The sequence below is a fragment of the Anianabacter salinae genome (assembly GCF_019061145.1).
Classification (GTDB): Bacteria; Pseudomonadota; Alphaproteobacteria; order Rhodobacterales; family Rhodobacteraceae; genus Anianibacter; species Anianibacter salinarum.
Genome location: NZ_JAHQZS010000002.1, coordinates 275,889 through 297,369, shown reverse-complemented (window position 1 = coordinate 297,369; position 21,481 = coordinate 275,889). Strand labels below are relative to the sequence as shown.

The 21,481-nt window shown below is 66.4% G+C and carries 20 protein-coding genes; 9 read left to right on the top strand and 11 right to left on the bottom strand.

The window, feature by feature from the left end; genetic code table 11:
* Positions 1-27: 27 nt before the first annotated feature.
* On the top strand, positions 28-654 hold the full coding sequence (locus KTJ87_RS06030; protein WP_267138199.1) for a glutathione S-transferase family protein: 627 nt from the start codon (positions 28-30) through the stop codon (positions 652-654).
* A 15-nt stretch (positions 655-669) separates the two neighbouring features.
* Here KTJ87_RS06030 and KTJ87_RS06025 read toward each other — a convergent pair whose 3' ends face one another.
* Complete coding sequence (locus tag KTJ87_RS06025; RefSeq protein ID WP_267138198.1) at positions 670-2,511, bottom strand: feruloyl-CoA synthase; 1,842 nt, start codon at positions 2,509-2,511, stop codon at positions 670-672.
* 93 nt (positions 2,512-2,604) lie between these two features.
* Here KTJ87_RS06025 and KTJ87_RS06020 point away from each other — a divergent pair, with 93 nt between their 5' ends.
* From KTJ87_RS06020 to KTJ87_RS06010, 3 genes are read left to right on the top strand one after another with little or no spacing between them, the layout of a single operon-like run.
* Positions 2,605-3,399, top strand: a complete 795-nt coding sequence (locus KTJ87_RS06020; protein WP_267138197.1) for a crotonase/enoyl-CoA hydratase family protein — start codon at positions 2,605-2,607, stop codon at positions 3,397-3,399.
* Positions 3,392-3,868, top strand: coding sequence for a MarR family winged helix-turn-helix transcriptional regulator (locus KTJ87_RS06015; RefSeq protein ID WP_267138196.1), 477 nt, complete (start codon positions 3,392-3,394; stop codon positions 3,866-3,868). The genes KTJ87_RS06020 and KTJ87_RS06015 overlap by 8 nt, the downstream gene beginning before the upstream one ends.
* On the top strand, positions 3,865-4,740 hold the full coding sequence (locus KTJ87_RS06010) for an amidohydrolase family protein (RefSeq protein ID WP_267138195.1): 876 nt from the start codon (positions 3,865-3,867) through the stop codon (positions 4,738-4,740). The genes KTJ87_RS06015 and KTJ87_RS06010 overlap by 4 nt, the downstream gene beginning before the upstream one ends.
* A gap of 39 nt (positions 4,741-4,779) precedes the next feature.
* Here KTJ87_RS06010 and KTJ87_RS06005 read toward each other — a convergent pair whose 3' ends face one another.
* Positions 4,780-5,496 carry an RlmE family RNA methyltransferase gene (locus KTJ87_RS06005; protein ID WP_267138194.1) on the bottom strand — a complete coding sequence of 239 codons (717 nt, stop codon included), beginning with the start codon at positions 5,494-5,496 and terminating at the stop codon, positions 4,780-4,782.
* Between the two features lie 114 nt (positions 5,497-5,610).
* Here KTJ87_RS06005 and KTJ87_RS06000 point away from each other — a divergent pair, with 114 nt between their 5' ends.
* Positions 5,611-5,955, top strand: coding sequence for a DUF1428 domain-containing protein (locus KTJ87_RS06000; protein ID WP_267138193.1), 345 nt, complete (start codon positions 5,611-5,613; stop codon positions 5,953-5,955).
* 5 nt (positions 5,956-5,960) lie between these two features.
* Here the strand turns inward: KTJ87_RS06000 and KTJ87_RS05995 are convergent, their stop codons facing one another.
* The gene (locus KTJ87_RS05995; protein ID WP_267138192.1) at positions 5,961-7,073 is read right to left on the bottom strand and encodes a Ppx/GppA phosphatase family protein; all 1,113 of its coding nucleotides are present in this window, start codon (positions 7,071-7,073) and stop codon (positions 5,961-5,963) included.
* Positions 7,074-7,321: 248 nt separating this feature from the next.
* Between KTJ87_RS05995 and KTJ87_RS05990 the strand changes: the two genes are divergently transcribed.
* Genes KTJ87_RS05990 through KTJ87_RS05980 form a run of 3 tightly spaced genes read left to right on the top strand, consistent with a single transcriptional unit; the run spans position 7,322 to position 9,580 of the window.
* A complete protein-coding gene (locus tag KTJ87_RS05990) occupies positions 7,322-7,618 on the top strand; it encodes a virulence factor (protein WP_267138191.1) in 297 nt (98 codons plus the stop codon).
* Between the two features lie 50 nt (positions 7,619-7,668).
* Positions 7,669-8,601, top strand: a complete 933-nt coding sequence (locus KTJ87_RS05985) for a methylenetetrahydrofolate reductase (RefSeq protein WP_267138190.1) — start codon at positions 7,669-7,671, stop codon at positions 8,599-8,601.
* Between the two features lie 10 nt (positions 8,602-8,611).
* The gene (locus KTJ87_RS05980; protein WP_267138189.1) at positions 8,612-9,580 is read left to right on the top strand and encodes a methyltetrahydrofolate cobalamin methyltransferase; all 969 of its coding nucleotides are present in this window, start codon (positions 8,612-8,614) and stop codon (positions 9,578-9,580) included.
* 437 nt (positions 9,581-10,017) lie between these two features.
* On the opposite strand, the gene recG is transcribed toward KTJ87_RS05980, so the two are convergent.
* The 4 genes from recG to sciP form a co-directional block, all read right to left on the bottom strand.
* Positions 10,018-12,108, bottom strand: a complete 2,091-nt coding sequence (gene recG, locus KTJ87_RS05975; protein ID WP_267138188.1) for an ATP-dependent DNA helicase RecG — start codon at positions 12,106-12,108, stop codon at positions 10,018-10,020.
* On the bottom strand, positions 12,105-14,267 hold the full coding sequence (gene ligA / locus KTJ87_RS05970) for an NAD-dependent DNA ligase LigA (RefSeq protein WP_267138187.1): 2,163 nt from the start codon (positions 14,265-14,267) through the stop codon (positions 12,105-12,107). Before ligA ends, recG begins: the two co-directional genes overlap by 4 nt.
* A 107-nt stretch (positions 14,268-14,374) precedes the next feature.
* The gene (gene ctrA, locus KTJ87_RS05965; RefSeq protein ID WP_267138186.1) at positions 14,375-15,088 is read right to left on the bottom strand and encodes a response regulator transcription factor CtrA; all 714 of its coding nucleotides are present in this window, start codon (positions 15,086-15,088) and stop codon (positions 14,375-14,377) included.
* An 84-nt stretch (positions 15,089-15,172) separates the two neighbouring features.
* Entirely contained in the window at positions 15,173-15,451 is a 279-nt protein-coding gene (sciP, locus tag KTJ87_RS05960) for a CtrA inhibitor SciP (protein WP_267138185.1), read from the bottom strand.
* 127 nt (positions 15,452-15,578) lie between these two features.
* Here sciP and mnmA point away from each other — a divergent pair, with 127 nt between their 5' ends.
* On the top strand, positions 15,579-16,727 hold the full coding sequence (gene mnmA / locus KTJ87_RS05955; protein WP_267138184.1) for a tRNA 2-thiouridine(34) synthase MnmA: 1,149 nt from the start codon (positions 15,579-15,581) through the stop codon (positions 16,725-16,727).
* Positions 16,728-16,734: 7 nt separating this feature from the next.
* On the opposite strand, the gene KTJ87_RS05950 is transcribed toward mnmA, so the two are convergent.
* The 4 genes from KTJ87_RS05950 to cysS all read right to left on the bottom strand — a co-directional run bounded on the left by KTJ87_RS05950 (position 16,735) and on the right by cysS (position 21,457).
* Complete coding sequence (locus tag KTJ87_RS05950; protein WP_267138183.1) at positions 16,735-17,484, bottom strand: squalene/phytoene synthase family protein; 750 nt, start codon at positions 17,482-17,484, stop codon at positions 16,735-16,737.
* A 7-nt stretch (positions 17,485-17,491) separates the two neighbouring features.
* A complete protein-coding gene (locus KTJ87_RS05945) occupies positions 17,492-18,208 on the bottom strand; it encodes a class I SAM-dependent methyltransferase (protein WP_267138182.1) in 717 nt (238 codons plus the stop codon).
* Positions 18,205-19,827: a citramalate synthase gene (cimA, locus tag KTJ87_RS05940; RefSeq protein ID WP_267138181.1), complete on the bottom strand. Its 1,623-nt coding sequence runs from the start codon at positions 19,825-19,827 to the stop codon at positions 18,205-18,207. Before cimA ends, KTJ87_RS05945 begins: the two co-directional genes overlap by 4 nt.
* A gap of 133 nt (positions 19,828-19,960) precedes the next feature.
* Complete coding sequence (gene cysS / locus KTJ87_RS05935) at positions 19,961-21,457, bottom strand: cysteine--tRNA ligase (RefSeq protein ID WP_267138180.1); 1,497 nt, start codon at positions 21,455-21,457, stop codon at positions 19,961-19,963.
* Positions 21,458-21,481: the final 24 nt, after the last annotated feature.

Here is a 21,481-nt window from a genome sequence, read left to right as displayed (position 1 = left end):
TCCGCACCCCGCACAAGGACCGCGACGATGATCGACCTCTATACCTGGACCACGCCGAACGGGCGCAAGGTCTCGATCCTGCTCGAAGAGCTTGGGATCGACTACACGGCCCTTGCCGTGGACATCACCAAGGACGAGCAGTTCACGCCCGAATTCCTTGCCATCTCGCCCAACAACAAGATCCCCGCGATCCGCGACGAGGCCAGCGGCCTGACGCTGATGGAATCAGGCGCGATCCTGGTCTGGCTGGCGCAGCGCGAGGGGCGGTTCCTGCCCGAAGGCGACGGCTATTGGCGGGCGATGGAGTGGCTGATGTGGCAAATGGGCGGCTTTGGCCCGATGCTTGGGCAGGCGCATCATTTCCTGCGCTTCAACAAGGGCACGTCGGACTATGCCGAGAAACGCTTCGGCAGCGAGGCGGCGCGGCTTTACCGTGTGCTGAACGATCGACTGACGGGGCGCGATTTCGTCGCTGATGAGTATTCCATTGCCGACATGGCGATCTGGCCCTGGGTGTCGCGCTTTGAATGGCAGGAGATCGACCTGAACGCGTTCCCGAACGTGCGTGACTGGTACTTGCGCCTTGCGGACCGCCCTGCCGTGCAGCGGGGCTATGACGTGCCAAGGAAGGTCGGCGACATCCCCCTGCCGTGAGCGCGCAAGCGGGCCTCAGGCCCGCTCGGTCGCTGGGAGGATCACGCGCGGGTCGTCCTCCCACAGGGCATCGGCCAGCGCCTTGCGGTGCCGCAGCACGGCGCGCTGGTTGATCGACCCCTTGTCAGTCACCTCGCCCTTGTCGAACTCCAGCGGATCGGCAAGGAACATCGCCCGCGTCACGCGGCTGGCCGACCCGGTAGAGCGTGCCATATGATCGGCCAGCGCCTGTGCGACCGCGCCGCGCACCTTGGGATGCGCCAAGAGCGCCTCACCCTCCAGCGCCTCGCCCGCCAGCGCGCGCAGCGCCGACCAGTCGGGCACGATCAGCGCGCCAAGCTCGGTGCGTTCCTCGCCCGCGATCACCGTGTCCGACGCCAACCCCTTGAGATCGTTGGTCAGCACCGCGCGCAGCGGGCCGACCGCGACCCAGGTGCCCGAGGCCAGCTTGAAGTTCTCGGCCAGCCGCCCGTCGAACAGGAAGCCCGCCGCAGGGTTGCCATCCTCAGCGAATTTGAACGCGTCGCCGAAGCAGTAATAGCCTTCCTCGTCAAAGGCTTCCGCCGAAAGCTTAGGATTGCGCCAGTAGCCCGGCGTCACCGAGGGGCTCTTGATGCGCCCCTCCAGCTTGTCGCCCTGCGGCACCAGCTTGAAGCTCACGCCATGCGCGGGAATGCCGAGGTTGCCCGAGCTTTCCAGCCGCTCGGTCAGATTCAGCGCGAACGGCCCGGTCTCGGTCGAGCCAAAGCCGGTCGAGATCATCACGCCGCCCGGCACCTCGCGTTCGGACGCCGCCGTCAGCCGGTCCCAGACCGGCTGGCTCATCCCGGCGCCCGCGTAGAACAGCATGCACAGGCGCGAAAAGAAGGTGCGGCGCAGGTCGGCGTCGCCTTCCAGATGATCGAGCAGCATCTGGTAGCCGAGCGGCACGTTGAAATACCAGGTCGGCGCGATTTCCTTGAGGTTGCGCACCGTCTTGAGGATGCCGTCCGGCGTCGGCTTGCCATCGTCGATGTAATAGGTGCCGCCGTTGGTCATCACCATGTTGAAGACCTTGTTGCCGGCCGCCGTGTGGTTCCACGGCGCCCAGTCGACCACGACGGGCGGCGTTTCGGTCACGAAGACAAAGCACTGCCGCACCATCTGCTGGTTGGAACACAGCATCTCGTGGGTGTTTATCACCGCCTTGGGCGATCCGGTCGTGCCCGAGGTGAACAGGAACTTGGCCACCGTGTCGGGGGTGATCGCCGCGTGGGCGGCCTCCATAGCGGCGCTGCGGGGCGTGGCGACCAGGTCGGCAAAGGCATGGCGGACACGGCCGGGCGCGTCACCCTCGACACTGGCCACCGGCACGTCCGCGGCGAACACCGCGTCGATGGCGGGCAGGAATTTCTGCGTGCGGTCGGCAAAGATAAGGCCGGGCGTCAGCTGTTCGGCCACGTCGCGCAGCTTGGCATGATCCCCGCCCGACAGCGCATAGGCAGGCGCCAGCGCCGCCGAGGGCACGCCGACATGCTGCGCGCCCAGAGCCATCAGCGCATGGGCGACCGAGTTGCCCGACAGGATCAGAAGCGGGCGGTCCTCGGACAGGCCCATCTCCATGAGCGCCGATCCGATCGCCCGGATCCGGTCCCAGCCTTCGGCATAGGTGGTTTCCGCCCAGGCGCCATCCGGCCCGCGCTCTGCCATCCAGACGGTATCGGGTGTGCGTTCGGCCCAATGTCCGAAATATTCGGTGATCGCCCGGGCATAGCCACCCAGCGGCTCATCCTGCCAGACAAGAATCGACCCGTCGGCGCGGGTTTCGCTGCGCACGGTCGGGGTCCAAAACGTGGCGTCGGGGCGAGTTCCGGTCATGTCTCCTCCAGGCGGTCCCGTGACGCGCCGGAGATTGACAGTCTTCGCAGAATTTGTCTACTAGGAAACTAATTGCGTGAGGGAGAGCAGGCGATGACCGAGAACCACAGCGATGATCTGGTGCGCTACGAACAGGACGGGGATGTCGCAATCCTGACCCTGAACCGCCCTGAAAAGCGTAACGCCATCTCGGACCGGTTTGTCGAGGCCATCGCGCTGGCGGTGGCCCGTGCCACAGAGAACGCCAAAGCGGCCGTCTTCGCAAGCGAGGGCACGCATTTCTGCGCCGGGCTGGACCTGGCCGAGCATTCCGAGAAACCGCTGTTCGACGCGGTCAAGGGATCGCGGCGCTGGCACGCGGTGTTCGACCTGATCGAGCGCGGCAACATCCCCTTCGTCTCGGCGCTGAAAGGCGCGGTCGTGGGCGGCGGATTCGAGCTGGCGGCGGCGACCCATGTGCGCGTGGCGGACACCACCGCCTTCTTCGCCCTGCCCGAGGGTACGCGCGGGATCTTCGTTGGCGGCGGCGGATCGGTGCGCATCGCACGGCTGATCGGCGCGGCGCGGATGGGCGACATGATGCTGACCGGCCGTTCCGTCTCGCCCGACCGGATGGAATCCTGGGGCGGCGTGTCCTACGTCGTGCCCGAAGGCGAGGCGCTGACCCGCGCCTCCGAGATCGCGGCGCGCATGGCCGAGAATTCGCCGGTGTCGAACTATGCCGTCATCAACGCCCTGCCCCGCATCCGCGACATGTCGGCCGAGGACGGCCTGTTCACGGAATCGCTGATGGCCTCGATTGCGTCCGACACGCCCGAGGCAAAGGACCGCCTGCGCGCCTTCCTGGAAAAGCGCGTGGCCAAGGTGCAGGCGCCCGGCGATGGCTGACGGCGCCAAGACACCCGATGCGCCGGTCGATCTGGGCGCCCTTGGCGAGTCGCTGGGGTTCCTGTTGCGGCTGGCGCAGTTGCGCGCCTTCGAAGGGTTCTTCGAGGCGATGGGCGACCATGACGTGCGCCCCGGCGAGGTGTCGGTGCTGATGCTGATCGCGCGCAACCCCGGCCTGCGGCAGGGCGTTCTGGCGCGCCACCTGTCGATCAAGCGCGCGCATATGGCCAAGATGGTCGCGCAGATGGAACGCAGCGGCTGGATCGACCGCCGCGTGCCCGACGACGACCGCCGCGCCGTCGAATTGTCGCTGACCGAGGCGGGCCGCAAGTATCTTAGCCAGGTGCAGCCCGCCTTTGACACACACGAGGCCGATGCCGCCCGTCCGCTGTCGCCGCAGGACGAGGCGACACTGAAACGGCTGCTGAAACGCTATCTGTCCCTGCCCAACGGAAAGGACCCGACATGAACCTCGACACCGTGGTCGCCATCGACTTTCACACCCACGCCGAGGAACCCTGCTGCGGCCCGCGTGACGATGGCTATGACGATTTCCAGGCGGCGATGGCCAAGTATTTCCGCAACCCCGCCGGGGCCGACGGCATGCTGCCCGCCGTGCAGGACACCGCCACCTACTACCGCGAGCGCAACATCGCCGCCGTGATCTTTCCCGTCGATGCCGAGCGCGAGACCGGCTTTCGCCGCTATTCCAACGAGGAAGTCGCGAAACTTTGCGCCGAGAATGACGACATCCTGATCCCCTTCGCCTCGATCGACCCGCACAAGGGCAAGATGGGCGCGCGCGAGGCGCGGCGGCTGGTGCGCGAGTTCGGCGTGAAGGGCTTCAAGTTCCACCCCACCATGCAGGGCTTCTTTCCCAACGACCGCATGGCCTATGACCTCTACGAGGCGATCGCGGATGAAGGCGCGATCTCGCTCTTTCACACCGGGCAGACCGGCGTCGGATCGGGGATGCGCGGCGGCATGGGGATGCGGCAGAAGTATTCAAATCCGCTGTATGTCGAGGATGTAGCGGTGGATTTCCCCGACATGCCCATCGTGCTGGCGCACCCGTCGTTTCCCTGGACGGAAGAGGGGCTGATGGTCGCCACGCACAAGCCCAACGTCTACATCGACATGTCCGGCTGGGCGCCGAAGTACTTTCCGCCGATCTTCGTGCAGTATGCCAACACCATCCTGAAGAAGAAGATGCTGTTCGGGTCGGACTGGCCCGCGATCACGCCCGACCGCTGGCTGTCCGAGTTCGAACAGCTCGAGATGCGGGACGAGGTGCGCCCACTGATCCTGAAGGAAAACGCGCGGCGCATCCTGGGGATGTGAGCGGGTCCAAATCCTTCAAGGATTTGGTCACAATTCCTTTCAGGAATTGCTCTCGCGTCCCCGGAACCCCGTCGCCACGACAAATTTCTCGGAGCTGTCCGACCGGCTGGCGGGCGGCTTGACGTTGGCGACCTTGGTGAAGCGTTGCTTCAGCACACTCTGGAGGCTGTCCTCGGCGCCGCCCTGCAGCACCTTGGCGACAAAGGTGCCGCCCTCTTCCAGCACGTCGAAGGCGAAATAGGCGGCGGCCTCGCACAACGCGACGATACGCAGGTGGTCGGTGCCCTTGTGGCCCGACGACGCCGCGGCCATGTCCGACATCACCACTGTCGCGGTGCCGCCAAGCCACTCTTTCACCAGCGCGTCAGCATCGTCGGCCATGAAGTCAAGCTGATGGATCTCGGCCCCCGTGATCGGCTCGATCTCTTGCAGGTCGACGCCCAGCACGGTGCCCACGGCCTTGCCCTGCTTTTCGCCAAGCGCGTTGACGCGGGCCACCGCGACCTGGCACCAGCCCCCCGGAGCGCAGCCGAGGTCAACCACCCGCGCGCCCGGCACAAGAAAGCGGTACTTGTCGTCAAGCTCCAGGATCTTGAACGCCGCGCGCCCGCGATAGCCCTCGGCCTTCGCGCGCTTGACGTAGGGGTCGTTCAGTTGCCGTTCGAGCCAGCGCGTCGAGGACAGCTTGCGCCCCCGCGCGGTCTTGACCTTGACCCGCAACTCGCGTTCGCCGCGTCCGCTCGTGTTTTTTGCCATGTCGTCATCCTGCCTTGTCCTGCGCACATAAGCCACCCGCGCGGGATGCGAAAGATCACCGGCGCGGCGGCGATCCGTGCGATACTGCGCGCAGCCATCAACCGGAGGCATACCATGGCCTATTTCGATCTGTTCGTCGCCCCCATCGCAGCGGACAAGAAGGACAGCTACGCCACGTTCTGCAGCGAGATGCAGGGCTATTTCCTCACCCTTGGCGCAACCGAAGTCGTCGATGGCTGGGCCAGCGACGTTCCGGACGGCACGCTGACCTCGCTACCGATGGCGGTGAAGTGCGAGGACGGCGAAGTCGTCACCGCCGGCTGGATCGTCTGGCCCGACAAGGCCACCCGCGACGCAGGCTGGGCACAGATGTCGCAAACCGATGGCGGCGAGATGCCGTTCGATGGCAAGCGGCTGATCTTTGGCGGCTTCGACGTGATCCGCAAGACGACCGCCTGAGCTGACTAGAACGGCCCGTCTTCCAGCACGCCGTCCGCGGACATCTGCGCATAAAGAAGCCCCTCGCGCAGGCCGCGGTCGGCGACGGACAGCCGGTCGGTCGGCCACACGCGCAGAAGCGCCTGCAGGATGGCCGCGCCCGACATGATGAGCGTGTGGCGGTCGCGTCCGATACGCGGATCGGCGCGGCGGCCCGCCGGGCCAAGGTGCAGGTAGTCGCGGATCACCGCGTCGATCTGGTCGGATGTCATGCGCAGCCCGTCGACCTTGTTGCGGTCATAGCGGCGCAGGCCAAGGTGGCTTGCGGCAACAGTAGTGACGGTGCCCGAGGTGCCGATGATCTGGAACCCATCGCGCGTCTGCTCGGCGTCGTAGGGGGTGAAATTGGCGAGGTTCTCCTCGAAATACCAGCTCATCAGGGCAAAACGGGCCGAATCGTCCTCGACGTCGATGAACTGGTCGCGCAGCGTCGCAACGCCAAGCGGCACCGAGATCCAGTCGACCACCTTGGCATGGGGAAACGGGCTCTCGGCGGGGGTGAACCCGGTATGCAGCCGCATGATCGCCTTGGGCCGCTCAACGCGGGGCACGCGGGTCAGGTCGATCCACACCAGCTCGGTCGAGCCGCCGCCAATGTCCACCACCAGCAGCTGTTCGGTCCGGGTGGACACCAGCGGCGCGCAGGAGATCACCGCCAGCCGCGCCTCTTCCTCGGTCTCGATGATGTCCAGCCGCAGGCCGGTCTCGCGCTCGACCACGTTGACGAATTCGGCGGCATTGGTGGCGCGGCGGCACGCCTCGGTCGCGACAAGCCGCATCCGGGTGACGTTGTGCTTGTCGATCTTGCGCTTGCAGATCCGCAGCGCCTGAATGGTGCGCGCCATCGACCCGCGCGACAGCCGCCCAGACGCTTCCAGCCCCGAGCCAAGCTGCACGGATTTGGAAAAGCTGTCGACGACATGAAACTGGCTGCCCTTGGGCTGGGCAATCAGCATGCGGCAACTGTTGGTCCCGAGGTCCAGCGCGGCATACAGGCTGGCCGGGTCGGGCTTTGGCGGCGCTGGCGGCTCTACCGAAATCGGGAACGCGCCCGCACCTATGGGACGCTTGGGCGCCATCGTGTCGCCCTCCAGAACTAGTTGCCTTGAAGAGTAATCCTGCACGGGGCCGCAAACAAGCGTTGTGATTGCCTGCCGTGACCCCGCGCCGCCTCATAATGGATATGAGAATTACGACGGCGGCGGCGTCTGGTTTGCCGACCCGCGATTTCGTATCCGTCGCATTGTCGCGGGGAGATGTCGAAATCCATCCCCGAACACCCTGCGGCGGCGCGTAGAAGCGCAAGGAACGGTCAAGGGAATCGCACATGCCCGACGTCACCATCGTCTACTGGCGGGACATCCCGGCCCAGGTCATCGTCGGCAAGGGCCGCCGGGGATCGAAGGCCGCGCTGCCCGAACGCTTTGAACAGGCGATCGACCGGGCGGCGATGAAGACCGGGGCCTCGGGCACCGACGCCTACCTTGCCGAATGGCGCAAGGCCGACCCCTACACCGTCGAGGGAGACCCCGACGCGGTGGCACAGGCAGAGGCCGAGCGCATCGACCGCGACTACGACCAGGACCGCATCAAGGCCCTGATCGCCAACGATGGCTGGGCATGAGCCTGAACCGGGCCGACGCGCCCGGTCCGCAACCGGGATGGAGAGACCGCATGGCATCGCTTCTGAACTTCCGCCGCCGCGAGGCTGACCGCCCGCGCGCCGCCGCGCCCGAGCTTGAGGCGTTCCTGGAGGGCTATTCGATCGAGGTGATGCCGCGCACCGCCGAGAAGGTCGAGGAGTTCCGCGATCTGCTGCCCGAGGGCACACGCGTCTACATCGCGCACATCGACGGCACGCCCATCGAGGACATGGTCGCCACCGCGCGTCGTCTGGCGGCGGGCGGGTTCAACGTGATGCCGCATTTCCCCGCGCGGATCATCGCGGACGAGGCGATGCTGGCCGACTGGATCGCGCGCTATCAGGGCGAGGCGGACGTGCGGCAGGGCCTTGTCCTTGCGGGCGGCGTGCCGCAGGCGAAGGGGGCGTTCCACTCGTCGATGCAGCTTCTGGAAACCGGGCTGTTCGACAAGGCGGGCTTTACCCGCCTGCATGTCGCGGGCCACCCCGAGGGCAACCGCGACATCGACCCCGACGGGTCGGACCGCATGGTGATGGACGCGCTGCGCTGGAAGCAGGACTTTGCGAACCGCACCGATGCCAAGGTCGCACTGGCGACGCAGTTCTGTTTCCAGGCACAGCCGATCATCGACTGGGTATCGCGGATGGACGCCGAAGGCATCCACCTGCCCGTCCATATCGGCATCGCCGGTCCCGCCAAGCTGCAGACGCTCATCAAGTTCGCCATCGCCTGCGGTGTCGGCCCGTCGCTGCGCGTCCTGCAAAAGCGCGCGATGGACGTGACGAAGCTGGTCCTGCCCTACACGCCGGACGAGGTCCTGATGGACCTTGCCCGCCACAAGGCCGCCAACCCCGGCTTCGGGATCGAGGCCGTGCATTTCTTCCCGCTTGGCGGCATAAAGACCAATGCCGACTGGGCCATCGCCAACGGCGGCGCCTCGGCGCGCCCCGCAAACCACATCTGAAGGACCATCCATGACCCGCACCGTCATCGAGTCGAAAACCAAGACCGTCACAATCGGCTTTGACGAGCCGTTCTGCGTGATCGGCGAGCGGATCAATCCCACGGGCCGCAAGAAACTGGCGGCAGAGCTTGAGGCGGGCGATTTCTCGACCGTCGAGAAGGACGCGCTGGAACAGGTCGCCTGCGGGGCGATGGTGCTCGATGTGAACGCGGGCGTCGTCTACAACTCGAACCCCAACCCGAACGAGACCGAGCCGCCCCTGATGGTGAAGATGCTCGAACTGGTGCAGGCGCTGGTCGACGTGCCCCTGTGCATCGACAGCTCGGTGCCTGCCGCGCTCGAGGCCGGGCTTGCCGCCTGCCACGGCCGCCCGCTTCTGAACTCGGTGACGGGCGAGGAAGAGCGGCTCGAACTCGTGCTGCCGCTGGTCAAGAAGTACAACGTGCCGGTCGTGGCGATCTCGAACGACGACACCGGCATCTCCGAAGACCCCGACGTGCGTTTTGCCGTGGCCAAGAAGATCGTCGAGCGCGCCGCCGATTTCGGCATTCCGGCGCATGACATCGTGGTCGATCCGCTGGTGATGCCGGTCGGCGCGATGGCCTCCGCCGGGCAGCAGGTGTTCACGCTGGTCCGCCGCCTGCGGGATGAGCTGGGCGTCAACACCACCTGCGGCGCGTCGAACATCTCGTTCGGGCTGCCGAACCGGCACGGAATCAACGCCGCCTTCCTGCCGATGGCGATCGGTGCAGGCATGACCAGCGCGATCATGAACCCCGTCCGCCACGTCGAGATGGAAGCGATCAAGGCCGCCAACTTCCTCGCCAACCACGACCCGAACGGCGCCGAGTGGATCCGTTTTGCCCGCGTGCTTGAGGCGATGAAGGATGGCACCAGCTTTCCCGACGCCGCCCGCGCTGCCGCCGAGGCGGGCTCGGGCCGGGGCCGCGGGGGCGCAGGCCGCCGTCGCCGGGCCTGAAATAGAGCCTTACATAAAAAAACCGCCGCTTCCCGGGACAGGGGAGCGGCGGCAAGGGGCGTATCTGTAGGCAACCGGCCGGCCGGGGGATGAGGCAATCCCGGCTCTGGGTTTGGGACAGGAACCCTGCGCAGGGCTATGGGGACAGGCAGCGCAAGGACTTATGACCGGCGACAGACCGCAGGCAGTTGGGGAAACGGGGTAAGGTCAGGCGACGGCGGGCAGGTGCAGCAGCGCCACCAGAAGGACCATGAGCGAGGCCGCCCCGGCGAAATCGCCCAGGATCGACCCGTTGTCGGAAAGCAGTGCCTTGATGCGCGTCTTCATCTCGAACCTCTGTGCTTTTTTGTGCTCTGTTGCCACTTTGTTCTCACATGATTAACGCCATGTAAAGAACTTTGTGAGAACATTTGAGAACAAAACGCGTAAGTGGTTCCCTAGCCTACGGAAATCAGCCGGATCGCGCGGTCCTGCTCCATCAGCCACAGCAGCACTCGGGCCGCCTTGCCGCGCTCTGTCTCAAGCGCGGGATCGTCGTGCAGCAGCTTGCGCGCGTCCGACTGCGCCAGCGCCATCAACGCCGACTGCCGTTCCAGATCGGCGATGCGGAACCGGGGCAGCCCGGACTGCGCCGTGCCGATCAGATCGCCCGCGCCGCGCATCGCAAGGTCTTCCTCTGCGATGCGGAATCCGTCCTCGGTCTCGCGCAGGATCTCCAGCCGCCGCTGCCCCGTCTCGGTCAGAGGCGGCTGATACATCAGCAGACAGGTCGACGCAGCCGCCCCCCGCCCGACACGCCCGCGCAACTGGTGCAATTGCGCCAGGCCAAAGGATTCCGCCTGCTCCACCACCATGATCGACGCGTTCGGCACGTTCACCCCGACCTCGATCACCGTGGTCGACACCAGCACCTTTGTCTCGCCCGCCACGAAGCGCGCCATCGCCGCATCCTTGTCGCGCGGCGGCATCTGGCCGTGAACCAGCCCGACGACACACTCGCCAAGGCTCGCCCGCAACCGTTTGAACCGCTCTTCGGCGGCGGTCATGTCGACGCTTTCGCTTTCCTCGACCAGCGGGCAAACCCAGTAGGCCTGCCGTCCCTCGGCCACGGCGCGGCGCAGATGATCCACCACCTCGCCCAGGCGGGCGGTCGAGATCAGCGCCGTCTTCACCGGCGTCCGGCCCGGCGGCTTTTCGTCCAGCACCGAGACATCCATGTCGCCGTATTGCGCCAGCGACAGCGAGCGCGGGATCGGCGTCGCCGTCATCACCAGCACATCGGCCAGCGCGCCCTTGGAGCCCAGTTCCATCCGCTGCGCCACGCCGAAGCGGTGCTGTTCGTCGATGATGGCCAGCCGCAGGTCGCGGAACGCCACGTCCTTCTGGAACACCGCGTGGGTGCCGACGAGGATCTGGATGTCGCCCGCCGCCAGCGCCGCCAGCTTCGCCGCCCGCTCGCGCCCCTTGTCGCGGCCCGTCAGCAATTCAAGCACCACGCCCGCGTCCTCGGCCAGCGGGCGCAGCCCGTCCAGATGTTGCCGCGCGAGGATCTCGGTCGGGGCCATCATCACGCCCTGCCCGCCCGCCTCGACCGCGTTCAGCAGCGCCATGAACGCCACCAGCGTCTTGCCCGCGCCGACATCGCCCTGCAAAAGCCGGTTCATCCGCTGCGGCGCGGCCATGTCGGCGACGACCTCGGCGATGGCGCGGGTCTGCGCGCCGGTCGGTGCATAAGGCAGCGCCGCCAAGACCTTGGCCTGCAAGCGCCCGTCGCCCGCCGTCGCCCGCCCCTTGCCCTGCCGCAACGAGGCGCGCGCCAGGGCCAGCTTCAACTGGTGCGCCATCAACTCGTCATAGGCCAGCCGCTGCCGCGCGGGATGCGTCGCGGCCAGTTCGGCCAAGGACAGCGGGCGATGCGCGGTGGCCACCGCGACGTGCCAGTCGGGCCAGCCTTCGCGGGCGCGCAGGGCCGGATCGATCCATTCGGCCAGTTCCGGCGCGCGGGCGACGGCGGCGGCGGCGGCCTTGTAGACCGTGCGCTGCGTCAGGCCCGAGGTCAGCGGATACACCGGTTCGAACCCCGGGATCTCGTCCGCCTCCTCAAGGCGCAGGATGTGGTCGGGGTGGACCATCTGGCCGATGCCGTCGAACAGTTCCACCTTGCCCGACACCACCCGGCGCTGCCCGGTGGGGTATTGCGTCATCAGCCAGTCGCCGCGGGCGTGAAAGAACACCAGCTGGAACGTCGTCTCGGCGTCGCGCACCTCGATCCGGTAGGGCCGCCCTCGCGACTTCGGCGGCAGGTGATGGCCGATCTCGACCTCGACTGTCACCGTCTCGGGGAAATCCGCACCCAGGATCGTCGCACGCCGTCGCCGGTCGATGCCGGAATAGGGCAGCGTGAAGATCAGGTCGCGCGGACGCTCGACACCCATCTGCGCGAAATGCTTTGCCGTCTTCGGTCCGATCCCGTCGAGCGTTTCCAGCTCTGCGAACAGCGGGAACAGGACCTCGGGGCGCCCGCTCATGCGTCCGCGATCAGCGCCAGCCAGGCGTCTTCGTCGATGGTCTCGACGCCCAGCTCTGCCGCCTTCTTCGCCTTGGACCCCGCGCCGGGCCCCGCCACCAGAAGGTCGGTCTTGGCCGACACGCTGCCCGACACCTTGGCGCCCAGCGCCTCGGCACGCGCCTTGGCCTCGGCGCGGGTCATCTTTTCAAGGGTGCCGGTGAAGACGACGGTCTTGCCCACGACGGGGCTGGCCGAATCTTGCGGCGCGGCCACATCCTCGACCGTCAGATGCGCGGCCAGCCGGTCGATCGACGCGCGCTCGGCCTCTTGGTCCATCGTGGCGATCAGCGACCGGGCCAGGGTTTCGCCCACGCCGTCGATGCCGAGGATCTCGGCATAGTGCGGGCTGGCGGCCAATGCGGCCTTGCGGTCCTCAAGGGCATTCAGGATCGGCTCGGCGGCGGCGGCATCGACGGCGGCGGTCAGCGCGTCCCATGATCCGAAATGCCGCGCCAGCACCTGTCCGGCAACCTCACCCACATGCCGGATCCCGAGCGCAAAGATCAGCCGGTTGAGCGGGATGCGCCGCTTTTCCTCGATCGCGGCAAAGAGGTTTTCGGCGGATTTCTCACCCCAGCCCTCGCGGTTCTTCAGCTGCTGCATCCCGCTGCCGTAGCGGTCTTTCAGCGTGAATATGTCGGCAGGTTCCTTGATCCAGCCATCCTGGTAGAACTGTTCGACCTGTTTCGCGCCCAGCCCCTCGATGTCAAAGGCGGCGCGGCTGACAAAATGCTTCAGCTTTTCGACGGCCTGCGCAGGGCAGATCAGCCCGCCGGTGCAGCGCCGCACCGCGTCGCCTTCCTCGCGGATCGCCTCGGACCCGCATTCGGGGCAGGTTTGCGGAAACGCAAAGGGTTGTGCCCCTCCCGGGCGCTGCGACAGGTCGACATCCGCGATCTTGGGGATCACGTCCCCCGCGCGGTACACCTGCACCAGATCGCCCTCGCGGATATCGCGGCCCTCGCGGATCGGCTGGCCGCGGGCGTCGCGGCCGGCGATGTAATCCTCGTTGTGCAGCGTCGCGTTCGACACCATCACGCCGCCGACATTGACCGGGGTCAGCCGCGCGACAGGGGACAGCGCGCCGGTGCGGCCGACCTGGATTTCGATTCTCTCAAGCCGGGTCCAGGCCAGTTCGGCAGCGAACTTGTGTGCGGTGGCCCAGCGCGGCGTGGTCGAGCGAAAGCCAAGGCGGCGTTGCAGCGCAAGATCGTTCACCTTGTAGACGACGCCGTCGATGTCATAGCCCAGCCCCGCGCGCCCAGTCTCGATCCGGGCGTACTGCGCCAGCATCTCGTCCGGCCCGTCGCACAGCGTCGTCAGCGGGTTGATCTGGAACCCCAGGTCCCCCAGCCGCTTGATCGCGTCCATCTGGGTTTCGGCCAGCGCATCCGACAGCGCGCCCCAGGCATAGGCGAAGAACCGCAAGGGCCGGGACCGGGTGATCTCGGGGTCGAGCTGGCGGAGCGATCCGGCGGCGGCATTGCGCGGATTGGCAAAGGTCTTGCCCCCTGCCGCCGCCTGCCGCTCGTTCAGGGCGGCAAAATCGGCGTGGCTCATGTAGACTTCGCCGCGCACTTCCAGCACGTCCGGGGCGCCGGTCAGCGTTTGCGGGATGTCGTCGACCGTCAGCGCGTTGCGGGTGACGTTCTCGCCGGTTTCGCCATCGCCGCGCGTGGCGGCCTGCACCAGCCGCCCGCCTTCATAGCGCAGCGACAGGGACAGCCCGTCGATCTTGGGCTCTGCGGTATAGGCCAGCGGTGCATCTGCGCCGAGACCCAGGTAGCGGCGCACCGTGTCGTCGAAATCGCGCACGTCCTGCGCGTCAAAGGCGTTCGACAAAGACAGCATCCGCACCTCGTGGCGGACCTTGGCAAAACCTTCGGAGGGCGCGGCGCCGACCTGGTCCGAGGGGCTGTCGGGGCGCTTGAGACCGGGAAAGCGCGCCTCGATCCCGGCAAGGCGGCGTTTCAGCGCGTCATAGTCGGCATCGGTGATCTCTGGCGCGTCCTGCCCGTGGTAGGCTTCGTTCGCGCGATGAATGTTCTGCGACAGATCGGCGAGTTCCCGGCGCGCGGCGTCTTCGTCCAGCTTGTCGATCGGGGTCGGACCGGGCATGCGGGGGGCGCCTTTCATCGGTTACTGCGCGCGACCCAAGTGATAGGTCCAGCCCCCAGCGGCGTCCAGTCCGTTGCGCCCCGTGCCCCGCCCGGATCAGGCCCGGATCAGGCCCGCAGCACCAGCCGTTCGGCGTCGTGGTCAGGCTGCGGGTCGCGCAGCACATAACCCCGCCCCCACACCGTCTCGATGAAGTTGGCGCCGCCCGTCGCCTCGGCCAGCTTTTTGCGCAGCTTGCAGATGAACACGTCGATGATCTTGAGTTCCGGCTCGTCCATGCCGCCGTAGAGGTGGTTCAGGAACATTTCCTTGGTCAGGGTCGTGCCCTTGCGCAGCGAGAGCAGTTCGAACATCTGGTATTCCTTGCCGGTCAGGTGGACGGTGCGCCCGCCGACCTCGACCGTCTTGGCGTCGAGGTTCACCTCGATCGGGCCGGTGCGGATCACCGATTGCGCATGCCCCTTGGACCGACGGATGATCGCGTGGATGCGCGCCACCAGTTCGTCCCTGTGGAACGGCTTTACCAGGTAGTCGTCGGCCCCGAACCCGAATCCGCGGATCTTGTTGTCGGTGTCGTCGGCGCCCGACAGGATCAGGATCGGCGTGTCTATCCGGGCAAGGCGCAGCTGGCGCAGAACCTCGAGACCGTTCATGTCCGGCAGGCCGAGGTCGAGAAGGATCAGGTCGTAGTCGTAGAGCTTTGCAAGATCGATGCCCTCTTCCCCCAGATCCGTGGCATAGACGTTCAGATTGGCGTTCGAGAGCATCATCTCGATACTGCGCGCCGTCGCGGCGTCGTCCTCGACCAATAGCACCCGCATGACAGCCTCCTTCATAACATTGTCCGGCCAAAGATCGGACACAATAGTTAAATCTCCGTTAGCAATAATTGAGCGCACCGCAACTCATGGTTGTCTATATTTTTGTGTGAGCGTGGTCTTGAGAGCCGCCTCTCCGAATTCCGTGTAGCCCTTGCGCCACATGCCGAACTCTTCCGCCGAGAGGTCATAGAGAGACAGCGCCTCGTCTTCAGAGATCAGCCCGGCATCGACGGCGCGCACCACGGCGGACTTGCGCCGCGCCACCCAGCGTCGGGTATCGGCAGGCGGCAGGTCCGCCCGCGTCATGGTGGTTCCGTCGGGCAGCGTCACCAATCGCGGCCCCGGTGATTTTCGCAAGTACATCGGCCTCACCCCTTTGTGTGCGGTCCCGATCCTGCGGCAGCCGTGTTTAAGGAGCGATGAAACCGCCCCTTGTGAATAAGGCGCATTTTCCTATATTCCGGCACACCCCCGGAAAAGGCATTCCCCCATGGCGCTCGACCGCACCGACCACCCGCTCAATTCGCTCGGCTTCGCCAAGCCGCCGTCGCAGACGCGCGTCGTGGTGGCGATGTCGGGCGGCGTGGACAGCTCCGTTGTCGCGGCAGAGCTGGCGCAGGAAGGCTATGACGTCGTCGGCGTGACGCTGCAACTGTATGACCACGGCGCGGCGCTGGCGAAAAAGGGCGCGTGCTGCGCGGGTCGCGACATTCACGACGCCCGCCGCGTCGCCGAGACGATGGGCTTTCCGCACTACGTCCTCGACTACGAGAACACGTTCCGCGAATCGGTGATCGACGAATTCGCCGACAGCTACCTTGCGGGCGCGACCCCGGTGCCCTGCATCCGCTGCAATGAACGGGTGAAGTTCCGCGACCTGCTGGAAACCGCCAAGGACCTTGATGCCGACTGCATGGCGACGGGTCACTACATCCAGCGCTTCGACGGTCCGAACGGGCCAGAGCTGCATTCTGCCGCCGACCCGGCGCGCGACCAGTCGTATTTCCTGTTCTCGACCACGCCGCAGCAGCTGTCCTATTTGCGCTTTCCGCTGGGCCATCTGGCGTCCAAGGCAGACACCCGCGCGCTTGCCGCGCGGCACGGGCTGCCCGTGGCGGACAAGCCCGACAGCCAGGACATCTGCTTCGTGCCGAACGGCAACTATGCCAGCGTGATCGAGAAACTGCGCCCCGGGGCGGCAGAGCCGGGCGAGATCGTCCATGCCGATGGCCGGGTGCTGGGCACGCATTCGGGCGTGATCCACTACACCATCGGCCAGCGCCGTGGTCTTGGCATCGGCGGTCTGGAAGAGCCGCTGTATGTCGTCAAGCTGGACGTCGATGCGCGCCGCGTGATCGTCGGCCCCAAGGACATGCTGTCCGCCCGCACCGTTCCCGTGCGCGAGATCAACTGGCTGGGTGATGCGCCCTTCACGTCGCGCGCCGAATGGCATGTTGCGGTCAAGGTCCGTTCGACCCGCCCGCCGCGCGAGGCGGTGATCCGGCCCCTGTCGGACACCGAGGCCGAGGTGGAACTGCTGGTGGCCGAGGAAGGCATCTCGCCCGGACAGGCTTGCGTGTTCTACGACACCGAAAGCACGCGCATCTTCGGCGGCGGCTGGATCTGGAAGGGCCGGTAGGCCGCCGTCAGCCGCCCAGCATCCGCAGGATCAGGCGCAGGCGCTTGCGGCCTTCGGGGAGCGCGAGACGTCCCTCTGCGACCGCCTGCGGATCACGCTGCGCCAGTCGCAACAGCGGCGCGGCGAACACAGTGTCATTGAGCGCGTGGCGCGCAGGTCCCCGGATGCGGCCCGCACGCGACAGCCGGTCCAGCGCCTCGGCCGCGAAGGCGCGCACCCGCTCTGGCCGTCCGTCGACCATCGGCACCCTGCCCTTCGCCTGCAGATCGGGCACGGCCTGAAAGAACCGCGCAAGACCGCTGGCAAAGGCGACATCGCGCACCGCAGCCTCGTTGCCCTGTGCCCCCAATGCCCGCGCCGCCGCCCAGGCAAGGTTGCCGGACGTCGCATCGAGATAGGCGCGGAAATGATCCTCGTCCTCGAAGGGCTCGGAATACACGTCCCAGCGCCGCGCGGCGATGACCCCGTCGAGCAGCGCGGCACCGTCCGCATCCAGCACCTCGGCCAGCGGCAGCGTCACCTCGTGGCTGCGCACCCTGGCGCCCTGCCCGATCTCTTCCAGCGCATCGCGCCACCATTGCAGCCGCATCTCGGCGATCATCGACTCTGCCGTGACCCAGGGCGCCCGCGCGATTTCGAGGTTGAAGGCATAGACCGGGAACAGCACCTTGCGCGCCGTTGGCGGGGCGGCCAGCGCGGCGCGTAGCCGGTCGGGATCGCCGCGTTCCAGAAGTTCGGCGCAGGATTGCAGGCTCATCGGTCGTTCACTCCGGCGTGGCCACGACCTGAAGGTAGCCGAACGCGTCCCGATGCGCACGCCAGAGGGCCATTTCGCGCTCTTCCGCATCCAGTGCCTCGGCCAGATCGTCCGGCACCTCGCCCGACCGCAGGAACGCCACCCGGCGGCCAAGGGGCGTGTAGTATGCCTCCCAGGCGGCATCGGGCAGAAACCGCGCGGCCACGATGCGATAGCCCGCCTCTTGCACCTGCGTCAGCACGCCGTCGCGGTCGGTCATCGGCGGATAGCCTTCCGCCCAGAACGCCGCCGCCTCGGTCGGCCGGTCGGAAGATTTCCAGGCAAGCTGCGAGAAGGCGACGATCTTCGAGCCCGTCAGCCTGGGCGTCCACGCAGTCAACGCCTCGGTCACGCCCGCAAAATAGACTGCGCCCGCGCACCAGATCAGATCGAACGGACCGTCTGCCGCCAGCATGTCCGCGACTTCCGCCGTCACCCGGCTGTCCCCTGCATGCCGGGCACGCACTGCATCGATGAACGGCGCATGGCTGTCGAGCGCCGTCACATGCCCCTCGGGCGCATGGTGCAGAAGCCCCGCAATGTCCGCCCCCGGCCCGCAGCCCGCATCGAGGATGCGGGCATCCTTCGGCACCCGGGCCAGCTCCAGCGCCCAGTCGAGGCTGTCGCGGTCGCCGGGGCCTTCGCGGTCAAGGCTACTGTGGATTTCAAAAAAAGCGTCCGTCACGGTGCAGTCGCCCCGTCGCGCATCAGCTTCCAGTTCACCGCGTCCAGAAGCGCGTCAAAGGACGCATCCACGATGTTCGGCGACACGCCCACGGTGGACCAGCGGCGACCCTGCCCGTCCTCGCTGTCGATGATGACGCGGGTCACGGCCTCGGTGCCGCCCTGGGTGATGCGCACCTTGAAATCCACCAGCCGCATGTCGTCGATCATGTGCTGATAGGGGCCCAGATCCTTGGCCAGCGCGCGATACAGCGCGTTGACCGGCCCCCGGTCGGTGCCCGTGGCATCATGGCTTTCCGACACCGACAGATTCTTCTGATCGCCGATCTTGGTCACCACGACCGCCTCGGACACGCTGACCATACGGTTGTACTTGTTCTTGCGCCGCTCGACCGTGACGCGGTAGCGCTTGACCTCGAAAAAGCGCGGCAGCGCGCCAAGCTCGCTCCGCGCGATCAGCTCGAAACTGGCCTGCGCGGTGTCGTAGGAATAGCCTTGGGTCTCGCGCTCCTTGACGATGTCGAGGATACGCGCCAGCGCCGGGTCGCCCTTGTCCGTCTCGATCCCCATATCGGTCAACCGCGCGCGCAGGTTCGATTGCCCCGCCTGGTTTGACATCGGCACGATGCGCGTGTTGCCGACCTGCGCGGGGTCGACATGCTCGTAGGTGGCGGGGTCCTTGGCGATGGCGCTGGCGTGCAGCCCGGCCTTGTGCGCAAAGGCCGAGGCGCCGACGTATGGCGCCGACTTCAGTGGCACCCGGTTCAGGATTTCGTCGAGCATCCGGCTGGCGCGCGTGATCGTCGGCAGCCGGTCCACGGTCACCCCGATCTCATAGGCGCTGCGATAGGGCTCTTTCAGCAGAAGCGTCGGGATCAGCGTGGTGAGGTTGGCGTTGCCGCAGCGCTCGCCCAGCCCGTTCAGCGTGCCTTGAATCTGCCGCGCGCCCGCATCCACGGCGGCAAGGCTGTTCGCCACCGCGTTGCCGGTGTCGTCATGGGTGTGGATGCCCAGCCGCGTTCCGGGAATGCCGCTGGCGATGACGGCGCGGGTGGTGCGGGCGATCTCGTCCGGCAGGGTGCCGCCGTTGGTGTCACACAGCACGATCCAGCGCGCGCCCGCATCATGGGCAGCGTGCAGGCAGTCCAGCGCATAACCGGGATTGGCGCGGTAGCCGTCAAAGAAATGCTCGGCGTCGAACAGCGCCTCGCGCCCCTGCGCCACCAGATGCGCGACCGAGGCGCGGATGTTCTCGGTGTTCTCGTCCAGCCTGATGCCAAGCGCGGTGGTGACGTGGAAATCATGGGTCTTGCCGACAAGACAGACCGCGGGGGTGCCCGCGTTCAGGACAGCGGCCAGCACGTCGTCGTTCTCGGCCGACCGGCCCGCGCGCTTGGTCATGCCAAAGGCGGTGAACGTGGCGTTCATCTGCGGCTTGTCGTCGAAGAACTGGCTGTCGGTGGGGTTCGCGCCGGGCCAGCCGCCCTCGATATGGTCGATCCCGAGCGCATCGAGCGTCGCGGCAATGCGGTGCTTTTCGGGGGTCGAGAACTGCACACCCTGCGTCTGCTGCCCGTCACGCAGCGTGGTGTCGTAGAGATAGAGCCGTTCGCGGGTCATTGCAGTTGCCTTTCGGCGGGGGGCGGCGGGACAAGTCCCGCCCTACGGCGGCGCGATGAGGGGGCTCTGCCCCCGCCGCCTGCGGCGACTCCCCCGGAGGTATTTGCAGACCAAAGATGTGAGGGGCGCGGGGTCATTCGAGGCCTTCGAGTTTGGCGGGGTCGAAGTTGGGGCCGGGGACAAGTTCGACGCCATCCTTCGACATGCGGACTTCGACGCCAGCCGTCAGAAGCGCGGATTTCAGACGGTCGACCTCTGAGAAATCCTTGGTCACCTTGGCCGTCGAGTGCGCCTCCGACACCTTGTTGGCAAGCGCCTGTTCACGGTGCAATGCCTCATTGACCACAGTGGCCAAGCCGTCACGAGACTCTGCATGTAGCATAGCTGAAGCAGTCTCTCGGAGATCAAAACCTAGGAGCATCTGCGAGGCGTAAATGTCCTCAAGGCGCTCCGAAAACTCAGCTACGTTGAAATGTTTCCTCAGAGATTTCGGCTGTAGTGCCTGAAGTGCAGAATGGGTATTAAGGTCGTCACGAAGCGCGTCCATCACTTCCGGCAAGGGTTTCCCCGGCTTCAGTTCCTTTAGGCGTGCGGCACCGTCAGAACCAAGCAAACCCGCCCATTGGTTCAAAGTCTGCCTAGCCTCAGTGGCCTTTCTAAGAGTCCAGTCCATCGGCTTGCGGTAATGCGTCGACAGGAACACGAAGCGGATCACTTCGCCCGGTACCCCCTGATCCAGCAGGTCTCGCACGGTAAAGAAGTTGCCGAGCGATTTCGACATCTTCTTGCCCTCGACCTGCAGCATCTCGTTGTGCAGCCAGACCTGCGCAAAGCCCTCGCCGTCATCGGCGTGGCCGTGGGCGCAGCAGCTTTGGGCGATCTCGTTTTCGTGGTGCGGGAACATCAAATCATTGCCGCCGCCGTGGATGTCGAAGCTCTCTCCGAGCAGCGCGTGGGCCATCGCCGAGCACTCGATGTGCCAGCCGGGGCGGCCGCGGCCCCAGGGCGATTCCCATCCGGGCAAATCGCCGGACGACGGCTTCCACAGCACGAAATCCATCGGGTTGCGCTTGTAGGGCGCAACCTCGACCCGGGCGCCGGCGATCATGTCGTCGACCGACCGGCCCGACAGCGCGCCGTATTTGGCATAGCTGTCCACGGCGAACAGCACATGCCCCTCGGCGGCATAGGCATGACCCTTGGCCACCAGATCCTCGATCATGGCGATCATCTGCGGGATGTAGGCGGTCGCGCGCGGTTCCTCGCCCGGGCGCAGCGCGCCGAGCGCATCCATGTCGTCGTGATACCAGCGGATCGTCTCGTCCGAGCGTTCGCGGATGAGGTCTTCGAGCGTGCCCGGGGCGCCTGCCTGCTGACGCCTCAGCGCCGTCTCGTTGATGCGGTCGTCCACGTCGGTGAAGTTGCGGACATAGCGGACGTGATCGGCGCCGTAGACATGCCGCAAGAGACGGTAGAGCACGTCGAACACGATCACCGGGCGGGCATTTCCAAGATGGGCGCGATCGTAAACCGTGGGGCCGCAGACATACATCCGCACATCCGCAGGATCGAGCGGGGCAAAGACCTCTTTCTTCCGGGTCTTCGAATTCGTTAGCCTGATCTCGGTCATGTGTCGTCCTCGCAAGGGCGCGTG

What these genes read in the sequence shown, in the direction of transcription:
- KTJ87_RS06020 (WP_267138197.1), top strand. Translation starts at nt 2,605, where the DNA reads ATGACCGAGAACCACAGCGATGATCTGGTGCGCTACGAACAGGACGGG.
- KTJ87_RS05995 (WP_267138192.1), bottom strand. Translation starts at nt 7,073, where the DNA reads ATGGCGCCCAAGCGTCCCATAGGTGCGGGCGCGTTCCCGATTTCGGTA.
- KTJ87_RS05980 (WP_267138189.1), top strand. Translation starts at nt 8,612, where the DNA reads ATGACCCGCACCGTCATCGAGTCGAAAACCAAGACCGTCACAATCGGC.
- KTJ87_RS06025 (WP_267138198.1), bottom strand. Translation starts at nt 2,511, where the DNA reads ATGACCGGAACTCGCCCCGACGCCACGTTTTGGACCCCGACCGTGCGC.
- KTJ87_RS06010 (WP_267138195.1), top strand. Translation starts at nt 3,865, where the DNA reads ATGAACCTCGACACCGTGGTCGCCATCGACTTTCACACCCACGCCGAG.
- ctrA (WP_267138186.1), bottom strand. Translation starts at nt 15,088, where the DNA reads ATGCGGGTGCTATTGGTCGAGGACGACGCCGCGACGGCGCGCAGTATC.
- KTJ87_RS06015 (WP_267138196.1), top strand. Translation starts at nt 3,392, where the DNA reads ATGGCTGACGGCGCCAAGACACCCGATGCGCCGGTCGATCTGGGCGCC.
- recG (WP_267138188.1), bottom strand. Translation starts at nt 12,108, where the DNA reads ATGAGCGGGCGCCCCGAGGTCCTGTTCCCGCTGTTCGCAGAGCTGGAA.
- sciP (WP_267138185.1), bottom strand. Translation starts at nt 15,451, where the DNA reads ATGTACTTGCGAAAATCACCGGGGCCGCGATTGGTGACGCTGCCCGAC.
- KTJ87_RS05985 (WP_267138190.1), top strand. Translation starts at nt 7,669, where the DNA reads ATGGCATCGCTTCTGAACTTCCGCCGCCGCGAGGCTGACCGCCCGCGC.
- KTJ87_RS06005 (WP_267138194.1), bottom strand. Translation starts at nt 5,496, where the DNA reads ATGGCAAAAAACACGAGCGGACGCGGCGAACGCGAGTTGCGGGTCAAG.
- cysS (WP_267138180.1), bottom strand. Translation starts at nt 21,457, where the DNA reads ATGACCGAGATCAGGCTAACGAATTCGAAGACCCGGAAGAAAGAGGTC.
- KTJ87_RS05950 (WP_267138183.1), bottom strand. Translation starts at nt 17,484, where the DNA reads ATGAGCCTGCAATCCTGCGCCGAACTTCTGGAACGCGGCGATCCCGAC.
- KTJ87_RS06000 (WP_267138193.1), top strand. Translation starts at nt 5,611, where the DNA reads ATGGCCTATTTCGATCTGTTCGTCGCCCCCATCGCAGCGGACAAGAAG.
- cimA (WP_267138181.1), bottom strand. Translation starts at nt 19,827, where the DNA reads ATGACCCGCGAACGGCTCTATCTCTACGACACCACGCTGCGTGACGGG.
- mnmA (WP_267138184.1), top strand. Translation starts at nt 15,579, where the DNA reads ATGGCGCTCGACCGCACCGACCACCCGCTCAATTCGCTCGGCTTCGCC.
- ligA (WP_267138187.1), bottom strand. Translation starts at nt 14,267, where the DNA reads ATGCCCGGTCCGACCCCGATCGACAAGCTGGACGAAGACGCCGCGCGC.
- KTJ87_RS06030 (WP_267138199.1), top strand. Translation starts at nt 28, where the DNA reads ATGATCGACCTCTATACCTGGACCACGCCGAACGGGCGCAAGGTCTCG.
- KTJ87_RS05990 (WP_267138191.1), top strand. Translation starts at nt 7,322, where the DNA reads ATGCCCGACGTCACCATCGTCTACTGGCGGGACATCCCGGCCCAGGTC.